The following is a 21,408-nucleotide window of genomic DNA, read 5'->3' as shown; positions in this document are numbered from 1 at the left end:
ATTTCGCAATAGCAAGCAATGAACACTTGCATTGCGCAAGACATTACATTATCTTCTGAAACATATGGCGAACCTTATCTAAACGGCTGTTCGGGCGGCGTGGCTGAAACACAGGCTCGCCGGAAGTTTCCTGATACCCTTTTAATTCTGTAATACAAACACTTCTTCCATTTGTATAAAAATTCAAATCATTCCTATATTCACCGATACAACGGGCAGGGATTTCCCCCTTAAAAATAACTTCATCTTTTTCAAGTCTGGTTGATTCAATTATTGCGCAATACTTTAGTGCGTCATTATAAGCCCGTGAAAGATATTCCTGCGGTGCAAAAAGAGTAAAGGAAAGGTATGGTTCCAACAGCTGTGTTCCTGCTTTTTTCAATGCTTGCTCCAACACGACAGGTGCAAGTAAACGAAAATCAGCGGGGGTACTGACTGGACTGTAATAAACTCCATAATCAAAACAAATTTGGCAGTCTGTCACTCCCCAGCCATATAAGCCCTGCTCCATTCCATAACACACACCCTCCATGACGGCATTTTGAAAACTTTGGTTTAAATATCCGAGAGATACCTCGCTTTTATATTGTGTTCCGCTTCCAACAGGAAGCGGTGTTACAGTCAAACCAATAGATGCCCAAAACGGATTCGGCGGCACTTCAATATGAATCGTGAAGCTTGCTTTTTTTTGCGGTCTTTCCAGATAAATAACCGAAGGCTCTTTCATAACCACGCCCACATGATATTTTTCTTCTAATAGCGAACAAATAACTTCTAACTGTACTTTTCCCAAAAAAGATAACATAATCTCATGGGTAACAGTATCAATTTCAAAATGCAAAAGAGGGTCTGTATCAGCAATCTCTACGAGGGCATTTAACAGGGCTTCCCTTTGCTCCGGCTTTTGCGGCTCTACGGTTGTCCGAAGTAATGGCATGGGATTATCAATCTGTGTTTTTTGAGGTAAGAGTTTTTCATTCCCCAGAATGTCGTTCAGTTTCAAAGTATCATCAGCTAAAATAACAATTTCTCCCGGATAAGCATGGTCAGCCGGGACGATTTTACCATTTAACGGAATACACATTTCTGTAATCTTTATTTTTTTCTTTTTTGACAGTGGCAGAGCATCCCGTAAATGGAGCGTCCCATGATACAGGCGTAAATAAGAAAGCCGTTTTTTCCGGTCTGTATACTCAACCTTAAAAACATATCCACATAATTCAGACTGAATATCGTCTGTTTCTGTAATGAAAGTTTCTGTAATCGCTTCAATCAGTTTTTCTGTTCCTAAATTGTCTTTTGCACTCCCATGATAAACAGGAAACAAAGAGCAGCATCTGGTTCTTTTGCACTTTTCATATTGTAATTCCTGTATATCCAAAGAATCCTCTGCAACATATCGTTCTAATAGTTCATCGCTTCCAGAAATAATAATATCCCATTTGTCCAAATCAGAAATATCGGTTATGGTTATCTTTGGCGACAAGGCAACCTCCTGCATGACAATCATATCACTGGTAAGTTTATCTTTAATGCTTTGGTAAACACGCTGCAGGTCGATTCCATTTTGGTCTATCTTATTTACGAAGATAATTGTCGGGATGTTCATCTTCTGAAGCGCATGGAATAATATACGGGTCTGTGCCTGTACGCCGTCTTTTGCCGAAATGACTAAAACAGCTCCGTCAAGGACAGATAAAGAGCGGTATGCTTCGGTTAAAAAATCCATATGACCAGGAGTGTCCACGATATTGATTTTATAATCATTCCAGCAAAAAGAAGTAACCGCTGTCTGAATGGTGATTCCCCGTTTCCGTTCCAAAATCATAGTGTCTGTTCTTGTAGTTCCTTTATCCACGTTTCCTTGTTCCGCAATCGCTCCACTGGTGTATAGCAGGCTTTCCGTCAATGTTGTTTTTCCTGCGTCTACATGGGCAAGAATGCCAATATTGATTATTTTCATGTGATTGTCCTCCTTTTACAGCCCTAAAGGGCATAAAAATCCCCAGCAGTAAAGTACTTTTACCACTGGGGATTATAATTTGCGGACATACACATATACAGCATACACCTATTTATGATTGCTGTTTTTTGGATATGTCAAAATTGATAAGGTAAAAGTATTCTTAAAATTGGATACAAAAACTAAGCCCCCCACGAAAGGGACTATCATAATTCTTTGTTCCTACTATTTGATTATAGTTTTATTTAAGAATACCTTGCTGCATATTTTTTCCTCCTTTTCTAGAACAAAATTATTCTATCACATCAGTTTTAGGAAAGCAAGTACCTAAAAGAAATTTTTCTTCCCCTTATATGTAACAATCATACCGGCTTCTTGGCGTTCAGAATAGTCTCTGCTGTTTGCTGTGGTGTTTGGTTGGAATTGTCCAACCAAAAGCTGATTCGGGGTGTTGTCTGTATAAATGTATCGTATAAGGTTTCAACCGTAAAGCCAGAATAGCCTGCTTTCTCCCTGTATAGTTACGTCTTTTTACAAACGTAAACCTGTTACGATTATTGTGTGATATATATATTGTCAATAATTTTCTTAATATTATCGCTCCTGTTCGTGATTTCGGTACTTTGTGTGGTTGTGGTCTGTATTTCGTTGCTTGCTAATACAGTAATCACTACTCTGAGTTACCTTTTTAAATATTTTCAAAATACAGAGGATCATTTTGTTAGTCACTGTATTTTTTGAACCTCTGTATTTGTACTTTTTTTACTAAACTAAATATCGTTCTTTGTTTATCATTACCTTTATTAGAACCTGTTCTTTTTGGTTTGATTGTTCCTTCACTTGTAAGTTCAGCTCTTGCTCTTTTAAGTGTTGATTTGCTTATATCTAATTCTTCTGCCAAATTATAGATTTCATCTGAATAAGCATCATGGTCATTTAACAAACTTATGATTGCTTCCTCAACCAATGATTTTTTCTTATTACCTTTTGTCTTCATTATTTTTCTTAAAAGTTTTGATTTCATATTAATTTCATTAAATGCTTTCTTATTATACTTAGTACAAATTTTATTTACCTTTGCAAGTTATAACTCCAATTTAGGATTAGCAGGATTATATTAATCATTTTCTCTTTTTCAGTCATAGTATATGCTACCTTAAAATTTATATTTAATAAATCATGTTATACAAATTTATTACAAGAAAGTCATTATATTTCAAATATAAAAAGGAACTCTGCTATAAGTTCCCTTAAATATGAATAATTTGTTTATTAATAACCTCTTCAACACAGTTTTGAATGTTATTCATCTCTTGAATCCATTTCATTTGATCTTTTTCTTTAAGTTCTTTAGTAATATTTCTTTTAACTTTATATTGTTCAATCAATCTATCATATAATACATTTGCTTCATCATCTATCATTTGCAGATGTTCATTTAATTCACCACTTGTTAATAAATTTGTATAAAATATTGGTCGATATTGCTTTAGATACTGCAATCTCTTTCTACCAAACCTTGTTAAATGTATTTCCTTTTGAGGCGGTAATGTTAATTTTGGATATAATAATCCATTAATTTCAATGTATTCAATTTCTTTCATCTTGTTCTTTCCTTTCTTCTCTTTTGTTTTTCATGTTCGTTTAAAAATTTATTGATACCTAATGAACGTTCTTCTATTTTTTGACAATACATTAATTCTTTTCTTAACTTTCCTATCTCTGGTGTATATGATTTTGCTATTAACTTTTGTTCATCTTTTTGCTCTTTAGTTTTATATTTTCTCACTTGATTTCTTGCTTTTTGTCTTTCCTTGATAAGATGGTTAAGTTCATTTTCAATCTTATCCATATGGCTGTATAAATCATCAAAAGTTTCAATTTTATTCTTACAAAGAATGATTGTCTGCTGATTAAATTCCTCCATCTTTTGTACTGCTTTTTGTAATTCTTCCTTTTCAAACGGACTTAACTTGCATCTATTATTACGTGGTAAGATTTTTAATTTGTACTGATAGTGAAGGAACAATCTCTGTAATCCTGTTAATCTTCGTTGTTCATATTGCTGACAATATGGCTTAATATCAAATCCTAATCGTCCATATGGTGATGTATTATATTTATCTTTATTAAAATCTAATATTCTATCAATTAGTTTTTCTTTTGTATAATCATCACCTAATGATTTCAAACGAATAAATTTGCGATGTAATGGATGCCTAACAGAAATATTCCTTTCAGTTATTTTGATTTCATAGCCTTCTAGTTCAAGTTCATTATAGAATTGTCTATCTGTATAACTGACACTGATTACCTGATCAACTGCTTCTCTAACAATTTCTTTAAGTCTATCATTATGGAAAACCTGTTTTCTTGACTTGCCTACATATTGTTTAAATTCTACAACTGATAAATTATGTTCTCTGCATAATTCATCAGATATATTTCTCATATTTTGAATATCATTATAGGTATTACAATATCTTTTTCCATCTACAAATGATGTTGAGTTTAATAGAAAATGATTATGAATATTATCAGTATCCAAATGTGTTGAAACAATCACCTCAAACCTATCTCCCCACATCTTTTTTGCAAACTCCACACCTAACTGATGTGCCAAATCTGCATTGACTTCATCTTCTTCAAATGACTGGTAGCCATGAAATGCTAGTATTTCGCTTTCATCATGGAAATGCCTCTTCGTATTGACCATGCTTAATTTTGGATTATCAAATAAACAGTTAAGATAAGTGACATATCTTTTTTCAATAGTCTTTTCACCATTAGTCGTATAATCGATAACAGTTTCCAATCCAATTGTTTTATATGGATTGGAAACATAATTAACTAAATGGTCTAAACGATTCTTTACTGCCCACATTCCTGTTGTTGCCATTATACAACACCTCTTATCATTGATTCTGTGAATGATATAAGAGATTTTAACTGTGTTAGAACAGATAATGACTCTTGTTCAATTAATGGCTGATAATAAGCTAATTTCACCAATTGATTGAGATTATTACCAATAGAATTAAACTCATTGATTAGCCTTTGATAATCAATTGATGGCTGTTCTTTTGGAACACTTTTTAACAAAGTTGTTCTCATATAATTTTCTCGGCTGGTATAACCTGCTTTCAAAACATAGCTGTTTAAAAGCATTAATTCGTCATCAGTAAATCTCACTTTAACTTCTTTATTTCGTTTCATGTGACATTTCACTCCTTTCTCTGGGTCTTAGGGTCATCCCTAAAATTGTAATTTGCCCCCAAATTACGCTGCTTGCTAATACAATAATCACTACTTTGAGTTACCTTTTTAAATATTTTCAAAATACAGAGGATCACTTTGTTAGTCACTGTATTTTTGGCCCTCTGTATTTTTTGAACCTCTGTATTTATACTTTTTTTACTAAACTAAATATCGTTCTTTGTTTATCATTACCTTTATTAGAACCTGTTCTTTTTGGTTTGATTATTCCTTCACTTGTAAGTTCTGCTCTTGCTCTTTTAAGTGTCGATTTGCTTATGTCTAATTCTTCTGCTAAATTGTAGATTTCATCTGAATAAGCATCATGGTCATTTAATAAACTTATAACTGCTTCTTTAGCTTCTTCAACCAATGATTTTTTCTTATTACCTTTTGTTTTTTCTTTTTGAAAGTCAAAATCCTTTTTAGAAGTCGTTCCTACTTTAACAATCACACTATCTTCAATTTTAAATAAGGTTGTAGGTTGCAATTTCCCATAATTACTTTTTTCCTGCGAAAAATAATGAATACCCTCATCACTTGCATCTCCTACAAAAATAACACTTCTTGCAATATCCCAAATATCAGAACTATCAGATGCTCTATTTCGTCCACCTGCCATTTCTCGTTTATTTGTGTGAACAATAATGATGATTGTGACATGATATATTTTACCCAATGCAATAAGGTTATTAAGAGTACTTCTCATAGTATTTCTTGCGCCCATATTAACACTATCACCAATAAAGCTTTGTAATGGATCAAAGACTAATACTTCTAACTTATTTTCTATAATTAAACCTTCTAGATATTGACTATTGAATTTCACTTTATGAAATCTCTTATCTGTTATTGGAATTGTTTTCACATTGCTTTGTTTTGCTAAATTGAGTCGCAACTTCTTTTTAATGATACTATCATGTGGATCTTCTGAACTAAAAAAACCAATTTTTAAAGGTTCTCTTTTATCTTCTTCTTGATTTTCAAAGAAACATAACTCTCCTTTTGATAATGCTGATATAATGCTGGTCCAAGAGGTTGTCTTACCAACCCCTCCATCACCAACAATCAAAGTTATTTGTTCTTTAGGAATATAGTTGGGAATAAGCCATTGTATTTCTTTTTCTTCAACTTCATCCATTGAAATCATATGATAATCTTCATTATCATCAAGTAAAGTTATATCATTAAAAACTGAAGTGTTTTTTAAGGTATCCAATGATATTTTCCTTTCATTGATAAATGATATTTAGTTTTTATATTTAATATATCTAACATACATATTCCTCTTTTCATTGACTTATATCCTTAAAATCAATAAAATGAATATGAGCATAAATGAAAGTCATTCAATGAGAATCCACTGCTAAATAGTTCTATTTGATGCTTTGATTTTTTGCTCTTTTTTTCTTTTCATTGATATAACGATTTCTAACATCATTTTTAATATTTCTAATTCATCTAATTCCAAATCATTAAAACTTTCTATCTTTTCAAACAACTGAATAAAATGAATTAATTCTCTTTTTAAAGAACGATAAACATATGGATTACCTAATACAACATAATCTTGATTTTCCATACAATGTATCAAATAGTCCTGCTTGGTTAACCCACTCAAAAAGACTTTTCTTTCAAGTACTCTATTTTCTTCAGGTGATACCCTAAATGCAATCACTTTACTACGAAAACGTCCTTGTTTATCATTGTTTTTATGCGACATTCACTATCTCCTCTCTTTCTATATTAAGTTTATCAGCTATTTCTTTACCTTTTGCAGGGAACAAATGTGCATATCGATAAGTAATATCAATACTTTCATGTCCTACTCTATCGGCTATAGCTACTGCACTAAATCCCATTTCAATCAATAATGATACATGACTGTGACGGAGATCATGCAAACGGATTCTTTTAACACCTGTTTCCTTACATCCTCTATCCATTTCATGATGTAATCCTGATTTTGTTATATGAAATATTCTTGAATCTCTTTTAATTCCATATAAACGACTAATGTAATCATGTATTTCTTCAGCCAAGAAATGTGGCATTTGTACTGTTCTATTACTCTTTTCAGTTTTAGGATCTGTAATCACATCATGTCCTTTAATTCTTTGAAAAGATTTATTAATTCTTACAGTCTCTTTTGTAAAATTAAAATCACCTGGTGTTAATGCCAACATTTCACCTAATCTTAAGCCACACCAATAAAGCATTTCAAATGCTTGATATACACCATCTTTTCTCATCATTGATTCAGAAAATTTTAAATACTCCTCCTTTGTCCAAAATTTCATTTCTTTACTTTTTTCTTTTCCCATATTTCCAGCAATTCTAGCAGGATTATTTTTAAGATTGTAATACTTAACTGCATGATTAAATATTGCACTTAATTGGTTATGAACTGTTTTAAGATAACATGGAGAATATGGATTACCATTTTCATCACGATATGCAAGCAATTCATTTTGCCATTCGATAATATCTGCTGGACTTATTTCATTTATCTTTTTCAATTTAAAATATGGTTTGATTTTATCTTCAATAACATATGTTTTTGTTATCATGGTATTTTGTTTAATACGATTAGATAAATCTCTTAAATAGATATTGAGAAATTCTTCAAAATTCATATCTAAATCTTTTGCCTGTTCCAATTTGAATTTTGCAATAAACTCATCTGCTTCTCTTTTAGTGCGAAAGCCTCGTTTCATTTTTTTGATTCTTTCGCCTTTCCAATTTTGATAATAAAATGAAGCATACCATGTTTGAGTGTTATTATCCTTGTATGCTGGCATAGTTTTGTTCCTCCTTTCTTACTCCATAAATTCTTTCTTCAAAATACTGCCTACTAACACGTCCACGAATAGTAATAAATCCTTTTTCTTCAAGCTCTTTATTAAGTTGCTTGATCAACTTATAAGCATACGCTTCTGACATACCAGTTATTTCAATAATATCGTGAGCATCCATAAATGTATTCATATCCATCTTATTTTCACCTCCTTTCATTAACTAACCCAAATAAGTTAATCTGTATATTATAGAATAATAGTAAAATCAACTATTGTCAAGAATAAATTATACTATTTAGGTTAGTCTACTTATTTTTTTAAGTTTATAGACTAACTTATTTAGTATTATTTTTTCTTTACCAATATTATATATTCTGTTATAATGGGGACAAAAGGAGTGATAATGATGTCATTAGGTTCAAATTTAAAAACAATTCGTCTATTTAGAAATAAAACTTTAAAGGAATTAGGACAAATTTTAGGTTTTTCAACTTCATCTGCTGATGTGCGTATTTCTCAATATGAATCCGATAAAAAGAAACCAAGAGAAAATGTTATTGAAAATCTAGCTTATAAACTAGATGTTTCACCACAAGCTATTGATATTCCTGATATTGAAACATACATAGGAGCTATTTATACCTTATTTCAACTAGAACGTTCATACGGCTTAAAAATTGATGAATTAGATGGTCAACCTATTTTGCGATTTGACAAGCTATTACCTCATGAACAAGATACTTTGTACGAATACATGCAAAATTGGTTAGAAGAAGCCAAAAACTTTAGAGAAGGTAAAATAACCCAACAGCAGTATGAAGAATGGAAATATAATTTTCCCAAATATTCAACTTTAAACATAAACAAGCAACCTCGGGAAGATTGGTTACACAATCAAGATGACTAATTGCAGGATTTTCCTGCTTTTTTATACTTACAATCCTTTCTTTACCACTTACAAAATATATAAATGAATTATCAAAAGAATAGTACAGTCTTAAAATCTGTAGTATCAAAATAGAATCATTTTCATGTTAATATACAAAAAAACTCCGATAAACACGGAGTTTTTAGCTTTTTTTCTACTATTCAAACTCAATAGTTCCAGGTGGCTTACTTGTAATATCATACATTACTCTGTTTACCCCACGAACTTCATTAATAATTCTAGACATTACTTTGTTTAAAACATCGTATGGAATTTGAGCTGCTTCTGCAGTCATGAAGTCAATTGTATTAACGGCACGTAATGCAATAGCGTAGTCATAAGTTCTTTCATCACCCATAACACCTACTGAACGCATGTTAGTAAGTGCTGCAAAGTATTGACCGATTGAACGATCTAGTCCTGCTTTTGCGATTTCTTCTCTATAGATAGCATCAGCATCTTGCACAATTCTTACTTTTTCTGCATTAACTTCACCAATGATACGAATTCCAAGTCCTGGTCCTGGGAAAGGTTGTCTAAAGACTAAGTATTCAGGAATACCTAATTCTAAACCTACCTTACGTACTTCATCTTTGAATAAGTCACGTAAAGGTTCAATGATTTCTTTAAAATCAACATGATCTGGTAATCCCCCTACGTTATGATGTGATTTAATAACAGCGGATTCTCCACCTAAACCACTTTCTACAACGTCTGGATAAATTGTTCCTTGTACTAAGAAGTCAACAGCACCAATCTTTTTCGCTTCTTCTTCAAATACACGAATAAACTCTTCACCAATAATTTTACGTTTTGCTTCTGGTTCAGTGACACCTTTTAATTTTTCATAATATCTTTCTTGAGCATTAACACGAATGAAGTTTAATTCATAATTACCATCAGGTCCAAATACAGCTTCTACTTCATCCCCTTCGTTTTTACGAAGTAAACCATGATCTACAAAGACACATGTTAATTGATTACCAATAGCCTTAGAAAGTAATACAGCAGCTACAGAAGAATCAACACCACCAGATAAAGCACATAATACTTTACCATCACCTACTTTTTCTCTAATGGCTTTAATTTGTTCTTCTACAAAAGAATCCATACGCCAATCACCAGCACATCCACATACATCTAACACAAAGTTAGATAACATGTTTTTACCATATTCACTATGTAATACTTCTGGATGGAATTGAATTGCATATAATCCTTTTTCTCTATTTTCACATGATGCTACAGGGCAATCTTTTGTATGAGATGTGATTGTAAATCCTGGCGCAATCTTAGAAATATAGTCAAAATGACTCATCCATACAGTAGATGTTTCAGGAACATCTTTAAAGATGGCAGAATCTTTTTGATCAACTAATAAAGTTGATTTACCGTATTCTCTAACATCAGCTCTTTCAACTTTACCGCCTAAGATATGTTGCATTAATTGAGCTCCATAACAAAGCCCTAATACTGGAATACCTAATTCAAATAATTCTTTAGAATAAGTAGGTGAATCTTCTAAATAACAACTATTAGGTCCACCAGTTAAAATAATTCCTTTAGGGTTCATTTCTTTAATCTTTGAAATATCTGTTTTATATGAATAGATTTCACAATAAACATTACACTCACGAACTCTTCGAGCAACTAATTGATTATATTGACCACCAAAGTCAATAACAATGACTAATTCTCTTTTCATGAAAAACCTCCTTTTTAAAATTCAATATCTTTTAAAACAACTGTTTGTTTACGGTCAGGTCCAACTGAGAACATAACAATTGGACAATGAATTAATTCTTCAATTCTCTTTAAATAGTTTTGACAATTTACTGGTAATTCTTCAAAAGAAGTCACTCCTGTAATATCTTCTTTCCATCCAGGCATTTCTTCATATACAGGTTCTACTTCTTCTACTCCTTTTACAGTAGCTGGTAAACCATGAATAATTTCACCTTTATATTTATAAGCAGTACAAATTTTAATTGTATCTAAACCACTTAAAACATCTAATAACATTAAACTAATACCTGTTAAAGAAGACATTCTTCTTGATTGATTAACAACAACAGCATCAAACCATCCTGTTCTTCTTGGACGTTTTGTTACTGTACCATATTCATGTCCTTTTTCACGAATATAATCACCAATTTCATCATCTAATTCAGTTGGGAATGGTCCAGCACCTACACGTGTTGTATAAGCTTTAATAATCCCAATTGCTTCTTTAATATATAAAGGTCCAATACCAGCCCCTTCAGATACACCATTAGCACCAGGATGAGAACTTGTAACAAAAGGATAAGTTCCATAATCAATATCTAACATAGCTCCTTGAGCCCCTTCAAATAATACTTTTTTATTTTGAGATAAATATTGATCTAATAAAATACCTGTATCACAAACTAAAGGTTTTAATACTTTTGCATATTCTTTGTATTCTTCAAAAATACTTTCTACTGTGAATTTTCCTTCTAATTCAGGATATTCCATTAATTTCATTGGGAAAGTTTCTTTTAATCTTTCTAAGAATAATTCTTCATCAATAAATTCTCCCATACGAATACCAATACGAGAATATTTATCAATATAAGTAGGCCCAATACCTTTTTTAGTTGTTCCAATACTATTAGCACCTTTTCTTTTTTCTTGAATTTCATCAATTTCAAGATGATAAGGTAAAATAACATGACAACGATCACTTACTCTAATTTTACTTGTATCAATACCTGCTTCTTGAAGATATTTTACTTCTTCTAAGAATGCTTTAGGATTAACAACCATTCCATTAGCCATAATCACTTCATGTCCACTAAAGATACCAGAAGGTATTAATCTTAAAGCAAATTTTTTACCATCATAAACGATTGTATGCCCAGCATTATTACCACCTGAGTAACGAACGACAACATCCGCTTTTTGAGCAAGATAATCAGTAACTTTTCCTTTACCTTCATCTCCCCACATACTTCCAACAACTACGACTCCAGCCATTTCATTTCCACCTTTCTTTGCTATGACCATTATACAAAATAATCACTTTTAAAACAATAAAAGTCATTACCTTGACTCATTACATAACTCATTATATTATAGATTTATATATAAGTAAAATTAATATATTTAATATTTGCTATAAGGAGTGATAATATGAACATTAAACTAGAACAATATAAAATATTTAATGAAGCTGCTTCTACACTTTCTTTTTCATTAGCAGCTAAAAATCTCTTTATTTCTCAATCAGCTGTTTCCCAAACTATTTTATCATTAGAAAAACAACTCAATACTAAACTCTTTATCCGTCAAGCTAAAGGCGTCACTTTAACCCATGAAGGATCATTACTTCATAAAAAAATCAATGAAGCTTTATCTTTAATTACCTCTGCAGAAAATGATCTTATCTCATCAAAAGAATTAGAAACTGGCGAATTAATTATTGGTGCCGGTGATACATTATGTGAAAACTTCTTGTTACCTTTATTAGTACAATTTAGAAAAATGTATCCTCACATTAAAATCAACGTCATTAATCGAACATCCCTTGAAACCATTCAACTCATTAAAAATGGTCAGATTGATTTAGGACTCATTAATTTACCAGTCTATGATGAATCATTAGAAATTAAAAACTGTTTTGAAGTCCATGATATCTTTGTTTCAAGTACGCCTCCATCACATCCCTATACTTACCAGCAAATGAGTAAAGAAAATCTTATTCTATTAGAAAAATCATCTAACTCGAGAAACTACATTGATCAATACTTTGCTAGTCATGGTATCATTCTTCATCCTGAAATGGAACTCGGTGCTCATGAACTATTGTTAGAATTTGCTAAAGAAGGTTTAGGTATATCATGTGTCATTCAAGAATTTTCTAAAGATTTGCTCGAACAAAAAAAGCTTTTTCCTATACCATTAGAAAAAAGCATTCCTTCTCGTCATATTGGCTATGCGTATCTTAAAAGAAAAAGTTTATCACTTGCTTCTTTAAAATTTATCGAATTAATAAATAAATATGATTCAACAAACGAGACTCTAATCTAGCTAAAGAATATTTTGCATCTTTAAGTAACGGTACTTTAAAGGTGCTTTTTTTATGATGATAAGTCACTGTCGCTTCAACAACATCACCAATATCTAAGCGTTGTTCATTTAATTCAATTATTACTTCACCTTGATTATCTTGAAAACGATCACCTAAATGAAAATGACAATGATTAATAATAGTATAACCATGAATATGTTCTAATATATAATGATTTAAATCGTGGGTTTCTAATACATAATCTTGAAGAATGGCAACAATTTGATCATATACCGGTTTCATTAACTCATTTGCCTGTTCTTGATGCGTTGCCTTACAACCAAGTCTTACTCTTACAGTTTCTTCTGAAGCATATAAAGCAATACTTACTTTATCTTGATGACTAATGATATCACTTAATTTTTCATCAACTAGGCTTTCACCAATTCCCATTGTTACAATATCTTGAGTATAAATTTTAGCTTGACGATATTGTTCTAAATAGGGTTTTAATACATGATCAACAACATAAGTCATTTCTTTAGGTGGACCTGGAAGATTAATAATCATCTTTTGATCTTTACTCATCACACAGCCATTAGCTGTTCCAACTTCATTTTCTAATACATAACAATCTTTTGGAAAATATGCTTGTTTATAATTGTTATCTGGTACTTCATCTAATTGTGTCACAAAACAACATTTATCATGTACCTTTTTGGCCTCAGCTTCATCGTAAACAAGTTCTAATCCTAAATACTGAGCTGATAATTCTTTTGTTAGATCATCTTGGGTCGGTCCTAAGCCTCCGGTTGTAATGATACAATCAGCACCTCTTTTAAAAGCTATATCTAAACAATCCAATAAACGTTGGGGATTATCACCGACAACTGTTTGAAAATATACATTAAATCCTAATTCTTTACACATCTTTTGGAGATATGTCGCATTTGTGTTAACAATTTCACCTAATAATAGTTCGGTTCCTACATTAATAATTTCTACGTTCATAAAATAACCTCCTATAAAAAAGAAGTATAAATACTTCTAAACTAATGAAAATCCAAGAACACTGAAAACCATCATAATGACCCCAGCAAGTAAAACACCAAGAACAACAGCTATCGATGTTTTTTTAAAATCCATATCTAAAATACTTGCTGCCAATGTTCCTGTCCAAGCACCTGTCCCTGGTAAAGGAATTCCTACAAATAAAAGTAAAGCAACAAAAGTACTTCTTCCTGCTTTTTCTTGTAATTTTTTTCCACCCTTTTCACCTTTTTCTAAACACCAAGTAAAGAATTTTCCAATAACAGGTTTATCACAACCCCATACTAAAATCTTTCTAGCAAATAGATAAATAAAAGGTACTGGAATCATATTAGCAATGATACAAACAATATAAGAAGGAATAATTGGTAACCCCAATCCTTGAGATACTGGAATTGCCCCTCTTAATTCAATTAATGGTAACATTGAAATAAAAGCAATATATAAATAATTCATTTTTTTCTCCTTTGTTTTTATTTTCTACGATAAGCAACTTGATTAAAAGTATACTTATCAACACGATAATAAGTATAGCCATATTCTATACATTTCCCATTATTTAAACGTGTAATTGATAACACGCGTAATAATGGAGAACCTGGATCAATTCCTAAATAATGTCCTAATTCTTCACCTGCTAAACAAGCATCAATCTCTTGATCAGAAAAAGCAATATTATATCCTAAATCATCTTCAAAATAATGAAATAAGGAATGTTCAACAACCTCATTAGAAATAGCTCCTGTTAAACCATAATGACAGAAATCATCTTCAAAAGCAACTGTTTCACCATCTACCATACGTACTCTTTTAACATGCCATACCTTATCATCATCAGCTAAAAGCATTTCTTTTTTTACAACATCACTTGCATCTTCTAATTGATTTAAAACAACTATAGACGAAGCAGCGCCTTTTTTACGTTGACTATCTTCACTAAAACTATTTAAACCGTCAAAGTTTTTAAATTTAGATTTACGACAAACAAAAGATCCAATTTTTGGTAAAGAATAAATAATATTTTCATTAACCAACTCACTTAGAGCTTGTCTTACTGTCATTCTTGTTACACCAAATAGATCACATAATGTATGTTCACTTTCTATTTGTTCATTTTCATGATATTTCCCCGCTTCAATATTATCAATAATATATTGTTTTATTTGTTCATATTTCTTCACGATTCACACCTCACGAGAGAGATTTTAACATCAAAATGGGAGTTTGAAAAGAAAAAACAAAGGAATTATCAGTTTATGTTATAAAAAAATCAACTATGTATAGACATAGTTGATTTTAAAGATGAATTTGGTCTAAAGTCGTATCATTTTTTAAACCTTTTATTTTAATTAAAATTGTAGGAATCAAGATTAAATCAGCACAAATCCAAGCTAAAGGATTTGCATAACAGATTGCATTAAAACCAAAAATACCCACTAAAAATACCGCAATAATCGTACGACCAATTAATTCAGCTAAACCTGCTAACATCGTTAAAGCAGAATACCCTAAACCTTGTAAAGCATTTCTTGTAAGAAATAAAATAGATAAAGTGAAATAGAAAATACCATTAGTTGTAAGAAATTGAATAGCTGAACGAATAATAGCCACTTCTTTACCACTAACAAACAATAACAACAAATATTTACCAAAGAATACATTGATACCTAAAGCAATTAAAGAATAACCTAGAGTTAAACCTAAAGCTTGTTTCAAACCCACATAAATACGTTTAGCTTTTCTCGCACCTAAGTTTTGTCCACAGAATGTTGCCATCGTAGAACCAATCATATCCATAGGCTGTGTAAAAAACATTTGAATCTTTTGAGCTGCTGTAATAGCGGCCACCTTATTAGAACCTAAACCATTAACAGCTGTTTGTAAGATAACCGTTCCAACTGCGGTAATTGAATATTGTAATGCCATTGGTACAGCAATATTCAATTGTTTTTTTATAATTTTAGCATTAACTTGTAATGTTTCTTCATTAAAAGTCAAAATAGGATATTTCTTTTTCATATAAATTAAACAAAATAAAGCTGATAAACCTTGTGCAATCACAGTCGCATAGGCCGCTCCAGAAACACCCATTTTAAAATTAACAATCAAAATAAAGTCTAAAATAATATTAATAACTGAAGAAAATCCTAAAAATACAAGTGGCGTTTTACTATCACCTAAAGCTCTTAAAATACTTGCTAGAATATTATAAGCGATTGTACAAGTAATTCCCATAAAGACAACAAAAATATAATCATAAGCATCTTGATAAATATTACTTGGTGTATTCATCATATGTAAAAAATCATCTGTTAAAAAATAAGTTCCAATAGTTAATATAATTGAAAAAACAAGACATACATAAATTGCATTAGCAATATTTTGTAACATTAATTTTTCATTTCTAGCACCAAAAGCCTGGGCAATAGGAATTCCACATCCTGCTGTTAATCCTAAAGCAAAACCGATAATCAAGAAATTTAAAGATCCTGTAGATCCTACAGCAGCTAAAGCATCTACCCCTACAAAACGTCCTACAATAATCGAATCGACATTATTATAAAGCTGTTGGAAAATAGCTCCACCTATTAAAGGAATACAAAAACTAATAATCAACTTTAATGTTGAACCATGTGTTAAATCCTTTTCCATCATATCCCCCTATCAAAAAACAAAGACAATCATAACATAATTCAAATAAAAAGTGACTTATTTTCAAATAAAAAAAATAAAACCCCATCAGTTGATCACTCAACTAACAGGGCATTTCATTATATTTCGCTACCTTCAAATTGTGAACGGTATAAAGAAGCATAGAAGCCATCTTTTTCAATTAATTCGTCATGATTACCAATTTCAACAATATCGCCATCTTTCATAACAATGATTGTATTGGCATCACGAATCGTAGATAAACGATGAGCAATAACAAAACTTGTTCTACCTTCCATTAATTTTTCCATTCCTTTTTGAATTAAAACTTCAGTTCTGGTATCAACTGATGAAGTAGCTTCATCAAGAATCAAAATCTTTGGATCTTTCAAGAACGCTCTAGCGATGGTAAGCAATTGTTTTTGTCCTTGAGAAATATTTGATGATTCTTCATCAAGAATAGTTTCATATCCATCTTCTAATGTATTAACAAAATGATCAACATAAGCCATCGAACATGCTTTTTTGACATCTTCTTCACTAGCATCAAGTTTACCATACATTAAGTTTTCTTTAATTGTTCCATTAAATAACCAAGTATCTTGTAAAACCATTCCAAACAAGCTTCTTAAATCATGTCGAGAAAAATCACGAATATCATGACCATCAATCATAATTGAACCTTTATTAAGTTCATAGAATCGCATCAATAACTTAACAATTGTTGTTTTACCAGCACCAGTAGGTCCAACAATAGCCACTGTTTGTCCGGCATGAACATGCATATTAAAATCATTAATAATTGTCTTTTCAGGAAGATAACCAAAATTAACATTATCAAAAGTCACTGAACCATGAATTTGACTTAATTCATCTGGTGTTACTTTTACAGTTTCAGGCTCTAATTCCTTTTCATCTAAAAATTCAAATACACGTTCTGCAGCAGCTGCCGTACTTTGTAACATATTCATTGTTTGAGCAAGTTGGGCTATGGGTTGATTAAATTGTCTTACATACTGGATAAATGCTTGAATATCTCCTATTGTAATGGTATTACCACCGGCTAAGAAACCACCTAGTAAACATACGCCAACATAACCTAAGTTACCAACAAAATTACTTAATGGTTGCATTAAACCAGATAAAAATTGTGATTTCCATGCTGAATCATATAATGCATCATTATATTCATTAAAAGTAGCTACTGATTTAGCTTCTCCATTAAATGCTTTAACTACATCATGAGCACCATACATTTCTTCAATATGACCATTAACATCACCTAAAGATTTTTGTTGTCTAGCAAAGTATTTTTGTGAATGTTTCATTACCGTTGTAATTAAAATAAGTGATAACGGTAAAACCAAAACAGCCACAATCGTCATCTTAACAGAAATCGTTAACATCATAATAAAGATACCCACTACTGTCACTGATGACGTAATGACCTGTGATAGACTTTGATTCAATGATTGAGCAATCGTGTCAATATCATTTGTCACCCTACTTAAAGTATCACCACTAGAATGACGATCAAAATAACTTAAAGGCATTCTTGACATCTTCTTAGATAATGACTGTCTTAAATCATAAGCCACTTTTTGTGAGATAGAAGATGTAATAAATCCTTGAATAAAACTAAATAAAGCACTAATTAAATAGAGTCCAACCAATATTAAACAAATATAACCAATATATTTAAAATCAATACTTCCAGTATTATTGACTTTAGCCATAATACCTTCAGATAATTTATCTGTTGCTTTAGCTAAGATCTTAGGCCCCACAATAGTAAAGATCGTCGAACCAATAGCAAAAACAACAACAACTGCTAATTTAAAATAATAAGGTCTTAAATAAACAAATAACTTCTTTAAAGTTCCTTTAAAATTCTTTGCTTTTTCACCATTACCTCTCATGCCACCCATAGGTCCTCGAGGTCCACGTCTTCTATTTTCATTACTCATGACTTAGTTCCTCCTTTGATAATTGTGAATAGGCAATTTCTTGATAAACCTGACATGATTCCATTAATTGATCATGTGTTCCTTGACCAACAATTTTACCTTGATCTAATACAATAATCTGATCTGCATCCATAATTGAAGCGATTCTTTGACCAACTAATAAAACTGTACTCTTTGTCTTTTTGACCAATTTATTTAATTTTTGACGTAACTTAGCATCAGTTTTGAAATCTAATGCTGAAAAACTATCATCAAAAATATAAATATCAGGATTTTTAGCTATCGCTCTTGCAATCGCTAATCTTTGTTTTTGTCCACCAGAAACATTTGTACCACCTTGTGATATTTCAGTATCTAATCGTTCTTCTTTTTGATCAATAAATTCTTTGGCTTGCGCTACACGAATCACTTCTTCTAAATCTTCATCACTTAAATCAGGTGCTCCATATTTTAAATTAGAACGAATTGTACCTGAAAATAAATTTCCTTTTTGAGGCACTAAACCTATATGTTGACGTAAATCATGTTGACTTACATCACGAATATCAACACCCGATACTTTAATACTTCCTTCGCTTACTTCATAGAAACGAGGAACTAAATTAATTAATGTTGATTTACCTGAACCTGTAGAACCTATAAAGGCAGTTGTTTGACCAGGTTTAGCAGTAAAGCTAATATGTGATAATACTGGTTCATGTGCTCCTGGGTAACAGAATGAAACATCATTAAATTCAACTAATCCTTTTTTATTTTCATCAAAAGCAATTGGGTTTTTAGGATCTTCAATTGAAGGTTTGGTATCAATGATCTCATATACACGATTTGCTGCAACACTCGCACGAGGTAACATAATGGCAATCATGGCAATCATTAAAAATGACATAATAATTTGCATTGCATATTGCATAAAAGCCATCATTTGTCCAATGGCTAGATTTCCTAAATCAATTTGTTTAGCACCATAATAAACAATAATTAAAGTAACAACATTAAAAATAAACATCATAATTGGCATAATAGATGCCATTGATCGATTAACAAATAAATTAACTTTTGTTAAATCTTGATTAGCCCTGTCAAAACGATCTTCACTGTGTTTTTCATTACCAAAAGCACGAATAACAAGCATTCCTGATAAGTTTTCTCTCATTGTTAAATTTAATTTATCAATTAAATTTTGAATAATTTTGAACTTAGGCATAACAACTGCAAAAGCAATAGCCATTACTCCAAAGATAACAATTAAAACAATACCGATAATCCATGTCATAGAAGGTGAATTTGTGAGAGCTTTAATCAATGCTCCTACCCCCATGATAGGTGCAAAACATACAATTCTTAGTAACATCATCGTTACCATTTGAACTTGTGTAATATCATTTGTTGTACGCGTAATTAAAGAAGCAGTAGAAAAATGATTAAATTCCTCATTAGAAAAGCTTTCAACTTTCTTGAAAACATCTTTTCTTAAAGCACGGGCTACCCCTGCTCCTACTCTTGATGAGAAAAAAGCAACAGTAATCGCAGCCAATGTACCAATTAAAGCAATCCCTAGCATCTTTAATCCTGCACGAAAAATATAATCAGTTTGAACTTTATCAATATCGCCACCTAAACGTTTATATTCAGCTTTTACACCATTACCAGCAGCAATCTTTAAAGTACTTTCACCCATCGTATCCATCTTTTTATCAATGTCATTAAACATTTTATCTTTTTGTTCATCATTCATCATGCCAATGACATCATAAACTGACATTTGTGGTGGTAACTGACCAAACTTTTCTTGATATTCTTTACTCGCTGGGTCCATACTATCAATTGAAGTAACCATTAACATCGGTTTCATTAAAATATCTTCTAATTGACTTTCTTTTTTATCCGATAAATCTTTTAATTTATATACTTTGCCTTTAGCCTTAGGAAAAGTATCTTTAATATCAGCGTTAACTGTTTTAAGCTGATAAGCATCTTTTACCTTTTGTTGATCTTTCTTATCAACAAACAACATTAAATGTTGATACGTATCTTCCGTTAAGATATCACTTACAGGTGATGCAAAACCACCAGCTTGAATACCAACAGATACAATATCACTCATATAATCAGGTAAAGTTAATTCAGATTGCGCTTGTACGAATAACAAACAAATACAAGCTAAAATAAAAAACCAGAATTTCTTTAAATATTTTCTAATCTTTAACATCTAACTCCTCCTTCATTACATTCATATTTCGTTCAAAGATTTCACAGTACTCTTTCATTTTTTCAATATCCTCTTTAGAAATACCATCAAATAAACGCACTGTAAAAGATTTCATTCCTTCTTTACATTCACTGCTTTCTTTTTTTCCTTTATCAGTCGTATGTAAAGTTACATTGCGTTTATCTTGAACACTGACAATTTTTTCAATGTAACCAGCTTTTTGTAAACGTTGTAGTCTTACCGATAATGTTGCTGGCGTAATCTTTAATCGTTCTGCCAACATCTTTTGATTAGGATGATCACTATATTCAATTAAAAATAATAAATAACACTGATCAGCAGATAATCCTTCCATATTACTTTTTTTTGTCGTTAATTCATGTATTTTTTTATGTAATGATTTAAATTGTAAAAAAATTCCTTTTATATCTTCAAAGCAAAGTTGATCTTTCATGATACACCTCCTTAGTTAGTACGCTAATCATTATAGTTAGCACACTAAACAATGTCAATACATTTAGTGTACTAACTATATAAAAAAATAAAAAAGGTGTTA

General features: G+C 31.2%; 20 protein-coding genes. 2 read left to right on the top strand and 18 right to left on the bottom strand.

Annotation, left to right across the window (positions count from 1 at the left end; genetic code table 11):
• Positions 1-43 precede the first annotated feature (43 nt).
• The 9 genes from tet(32) to DW911_RS00235 all read right to left on the bottom strand — a co-directional run bounded on the left by tet(32) (position 44) and on the right by DW911_RS00235 (position 8,212).
• Positions 44-1,963 (bottom strand): tetracycline resistance ribosomal protection protein Tet(32), encoded by a 1,920-nt coding sequence (tet(32), locus tag DW911_RS00280; RefSeq protein ID WP_117813353.1) that lies wholly within the window; start codon positions 1,961-1,963, stop codon positions 44-46.
• Positions 1,964-2,684: 721 nt separating this feature from the next.
• On the bottom strand, positions 2,685-2,960 hold the full coding sequence (locus DW911_RS00270; protein WP_227158437.1) for a hypothetical protein: 276 nt from the start codon (positions 2,958-2,960) through the stop codon (positions 2,685-2,687).
• Positions 2,961-3,213: 253 nt separating this feature from the next.
• Positions 3,214-3,567, bottom strand: coding sequence for a TnpV protein (locus DW911_RS00265; protein ID WP_008788592.1), 354 nt, complete (start codon positions 3,565-3,567; stop codon positions 3,214-3,216).
• A complete protein-coding gene (locus DW911_RS00260) occupies positions 3,564-4,862 on the bottom strand; it encodes a relaxase/mobilization nuclease domain-containing protein (RefSeq protein ID WP_008788591.1) in 1,299 nt (432 codons plus the stop codon). The genes DW911_RS00265 and DW911_RS00260 overlap by 4 nt, the downstream gene beginning before the upstream one ends.
• Complete coding sequence (locus DW911_RS00255; protein WP_017144210.1) at positions 4,862-5,179, bottom strand: plasmid mobilization protein; 318 nt, start codon at positions 5,177-5,179, stop codon at positions 4,862-4,864. The genes DW911_RS00260 and DW911_RS00255 overlap by 1 nt, the downstream gene beginning before the upstream one ends.
• Before the next feature lie 187 nt (positions 5,180-5,366).
• Positions 5,367-6,437 carry an AAA family ATPase gene (locus tag DW911_RS00250; protein ID WP_017144209.1) on the bottom strand — a complete coding sequence of 357 codons (1,071 nt, stop codon included), beginning with the start codon at positions 6,435-6,437 and terminating at the stop codon, positions 5,367-5,369.
• A 147-nt stretch (positions 6,438-6,584) separates the two neighbouring features.
• Entirely contained in the window at positions 6,585-6,941 is a 357-nt protein-coding gene (locus DW911_RS00245) for a plasmid mobilization protein (RefSeq protein WP_008788588.1), read from the bottom strand.
• On the bottom strand, positions 6,931-8,019 hold the full coding sequence (locus DW911_RS00240; protein WP_022001766.1) for a site-specific integrase: 1,089 nt from the start codon (positions 8,017-8,019) through the stop codon (positions 6,931-6,933). Before DW911_RS00240 ends, DW911_RS00245 begins: the two co-directional genes overlap by 11 nt.
• Positions 8,000-8,212, bottom strand: a complete 213-nt coding sequence (locus DW911_RS00235; RefSeq protein ID WP_008788586.1) for a hypothetical protein — start codon at positions 8,210-8,212, stop codon at positions 8,000-8,002. Before DW911_RS00235 ends, DW911_RS00240 begins: the two co-directional genes overlap by 20 nt.
• A 210-nt stretch (positions 8,213-8,422) precedes the next feature.
• Between DW911_RS00235 and DW911_RS00230 the strand changes: the two genes are divergently transcribed.
• Entirely contained in the window at positions 8,423-8,923 is a 501-nt protein-coding gene (locus DW911_RS00230) for a helix-turn-helix domain-containing protein (RefSeq protein WP_017144208.1), read from the top strand.
• Positions 8,924-9,101: 178 nt separating this feature from the next.
• Here the strand turns inward: DW911_RS00230 and guaA are convergent, their stop codons facing one another.
• On the bottom strand, positions 9,102-10,649 hold the full coding sequence (gene guaA / locus DW911_RS00225; RefSeq protein ID WP_118430864.1) for a glutamine-hydrolyzing GMP synthase: 1,548 nt from the start codon (positions 10,647-10,649) through the stop codon (positions 9,102-9,104).
• A 14-nt stretch (positions 10,650-10,663) separates the two neighbouring features.
• The gene (locus tag DW911_RS00220) at positions 10,664-11,941 is read right to left on the bottom strand and encodes an adenylosuccinate synthase (RefSeq protein ID WP_118430862.1); all 1,278 of its coding nucleotides are present in this window, start codon (positions 11,939-11,941) and stop codon (positions 10,664-10,666) included.
• Between the two features lie 156 nt (positions 11,942-12,097).
• Between DW911_RS00220 and DW911_RS00215 the strand changes: the two genes are divergently transcribed.
• The gene (locus DW911_RS00215) at positions 12,098-12,994 is read left to right on the top strand and encodes a LysR family transcriptional regulator (RefSeq protein WP_118430860.1); all 897 of its coding nucleotides are present in this window, start codon (positions 12,098-12,100) and stop codon (positions 12,992-12,994) included.
• Here the strand turns inward: DW911_RS00215 and DW911_RS00210 are convergent.
• The 7 genes from DW911_RS00210 to DW911_RS00180 form a co-directional block, all read right to left on the bottom strand.
• A complete protein-coding gene (locus DW911_RS00210) occupies positions 12,945-13,985 on the bottom strand; it encodes a molybdopterin-binding protein (RefSeq protein ID WP_118430858.1) in 1,041 nt (346 codons plus the stop codon). The two genes, DW911_RS00215 and DW911_RS00210, sit on opposite strands and share 50 nt — an antisense overlap.
• 36 nt (positions 13,986-14,021) lie before the next feature.
• Complete coding sequence (locus DW911_RS00205; protein ID WP_118430856.1) at positions 14,022-14,480, bottom strand: COG2426 family protein; 459 nt, start codon at positions 14,478-14,480, stop codon at positions 14,022-14,024.
• 17 nt (positions 14,481-14,497) lie between these two features.
• Positions 14,498-15,205 (bottom strand): GntR family transcriptional regulator, encoded by a 708-nt coding sequence (locus tag DW911_RS00200; RefSeq protein ID WP_233541796.1) that lies wholly within the window; start codon positions 15,203-15,205, stop codon positions 14,498-14,500.
• A gap of 115 nt (positions 15,206-15,320) precedes the next feature.
• On the bottom strand, positions 15,321-16,676 hold the full coding sequence (locus tag DW911_RS00195; RefSeq protein ID WP_199588993.1) for an MATE family efflux transporter: 1,356 nt from the start codon (positions 16,674-16,676) through the stop codon (positions 15,321-15,323).
• A 119-nt stretch (positions 16,677-16,795) separates the two neighbouring features.
• Positions 16,796-18,643, bottom strand: a complete 1,848-nt coding sequence (locus tag DW911_RS00190) for an ABC transporter ATP-binding protein (protein WP_118430850.1) — start codon at positions 18,641-18,643, stop codon at positions 16,796-16,798.
• Complete coding sequence (locus DW911_RS00185) at positions 18,636-20,852, bottom strand: ABC transporter ATP-binding protein (protein ID WP_118430848.1); 2,217 nt, start codon at positions 20,850-20,852, stop codon at positions 18,636-18,638. The genes DW911_RS00190 and DW911_RS00185 overlap by 8 nt, the downstream gene beginning before the upstream one ends.
• The gene (locus tag DW911_RS00180; RefSeq protein WP_118607332.1) at positions 20,839-21,306 is read right to left on the bottom strand and encodes a MarR family winged helix-turn-helix transcriptional regulator; all 468 of its coding nucleotides are present in this window, start codon (positions 21,304-21,306) and stop codon (positions 20,839-20,841) included. The genes DW911_RS00185 and DW911_RS00180 overlap by 14 nt, the downstream gene beginning before the upstream one ends.
• Positions 21,307-21,408: the final 102 nt, after the last annotated feature.

The organism is Erysipelatoclostridium sp. AM42-17, from assembly GCF_003480255.1.
Lineage (GTDB): Bacteria > Bacillota_I > Bacilli_A > Erysipelotrichales > Coprobacillaceae > Faecalibacillus.
Note: the sequence above shows the minus strand (reverse complement) of the source record. Positions and strands in the feature narration are given on the sequence as shown.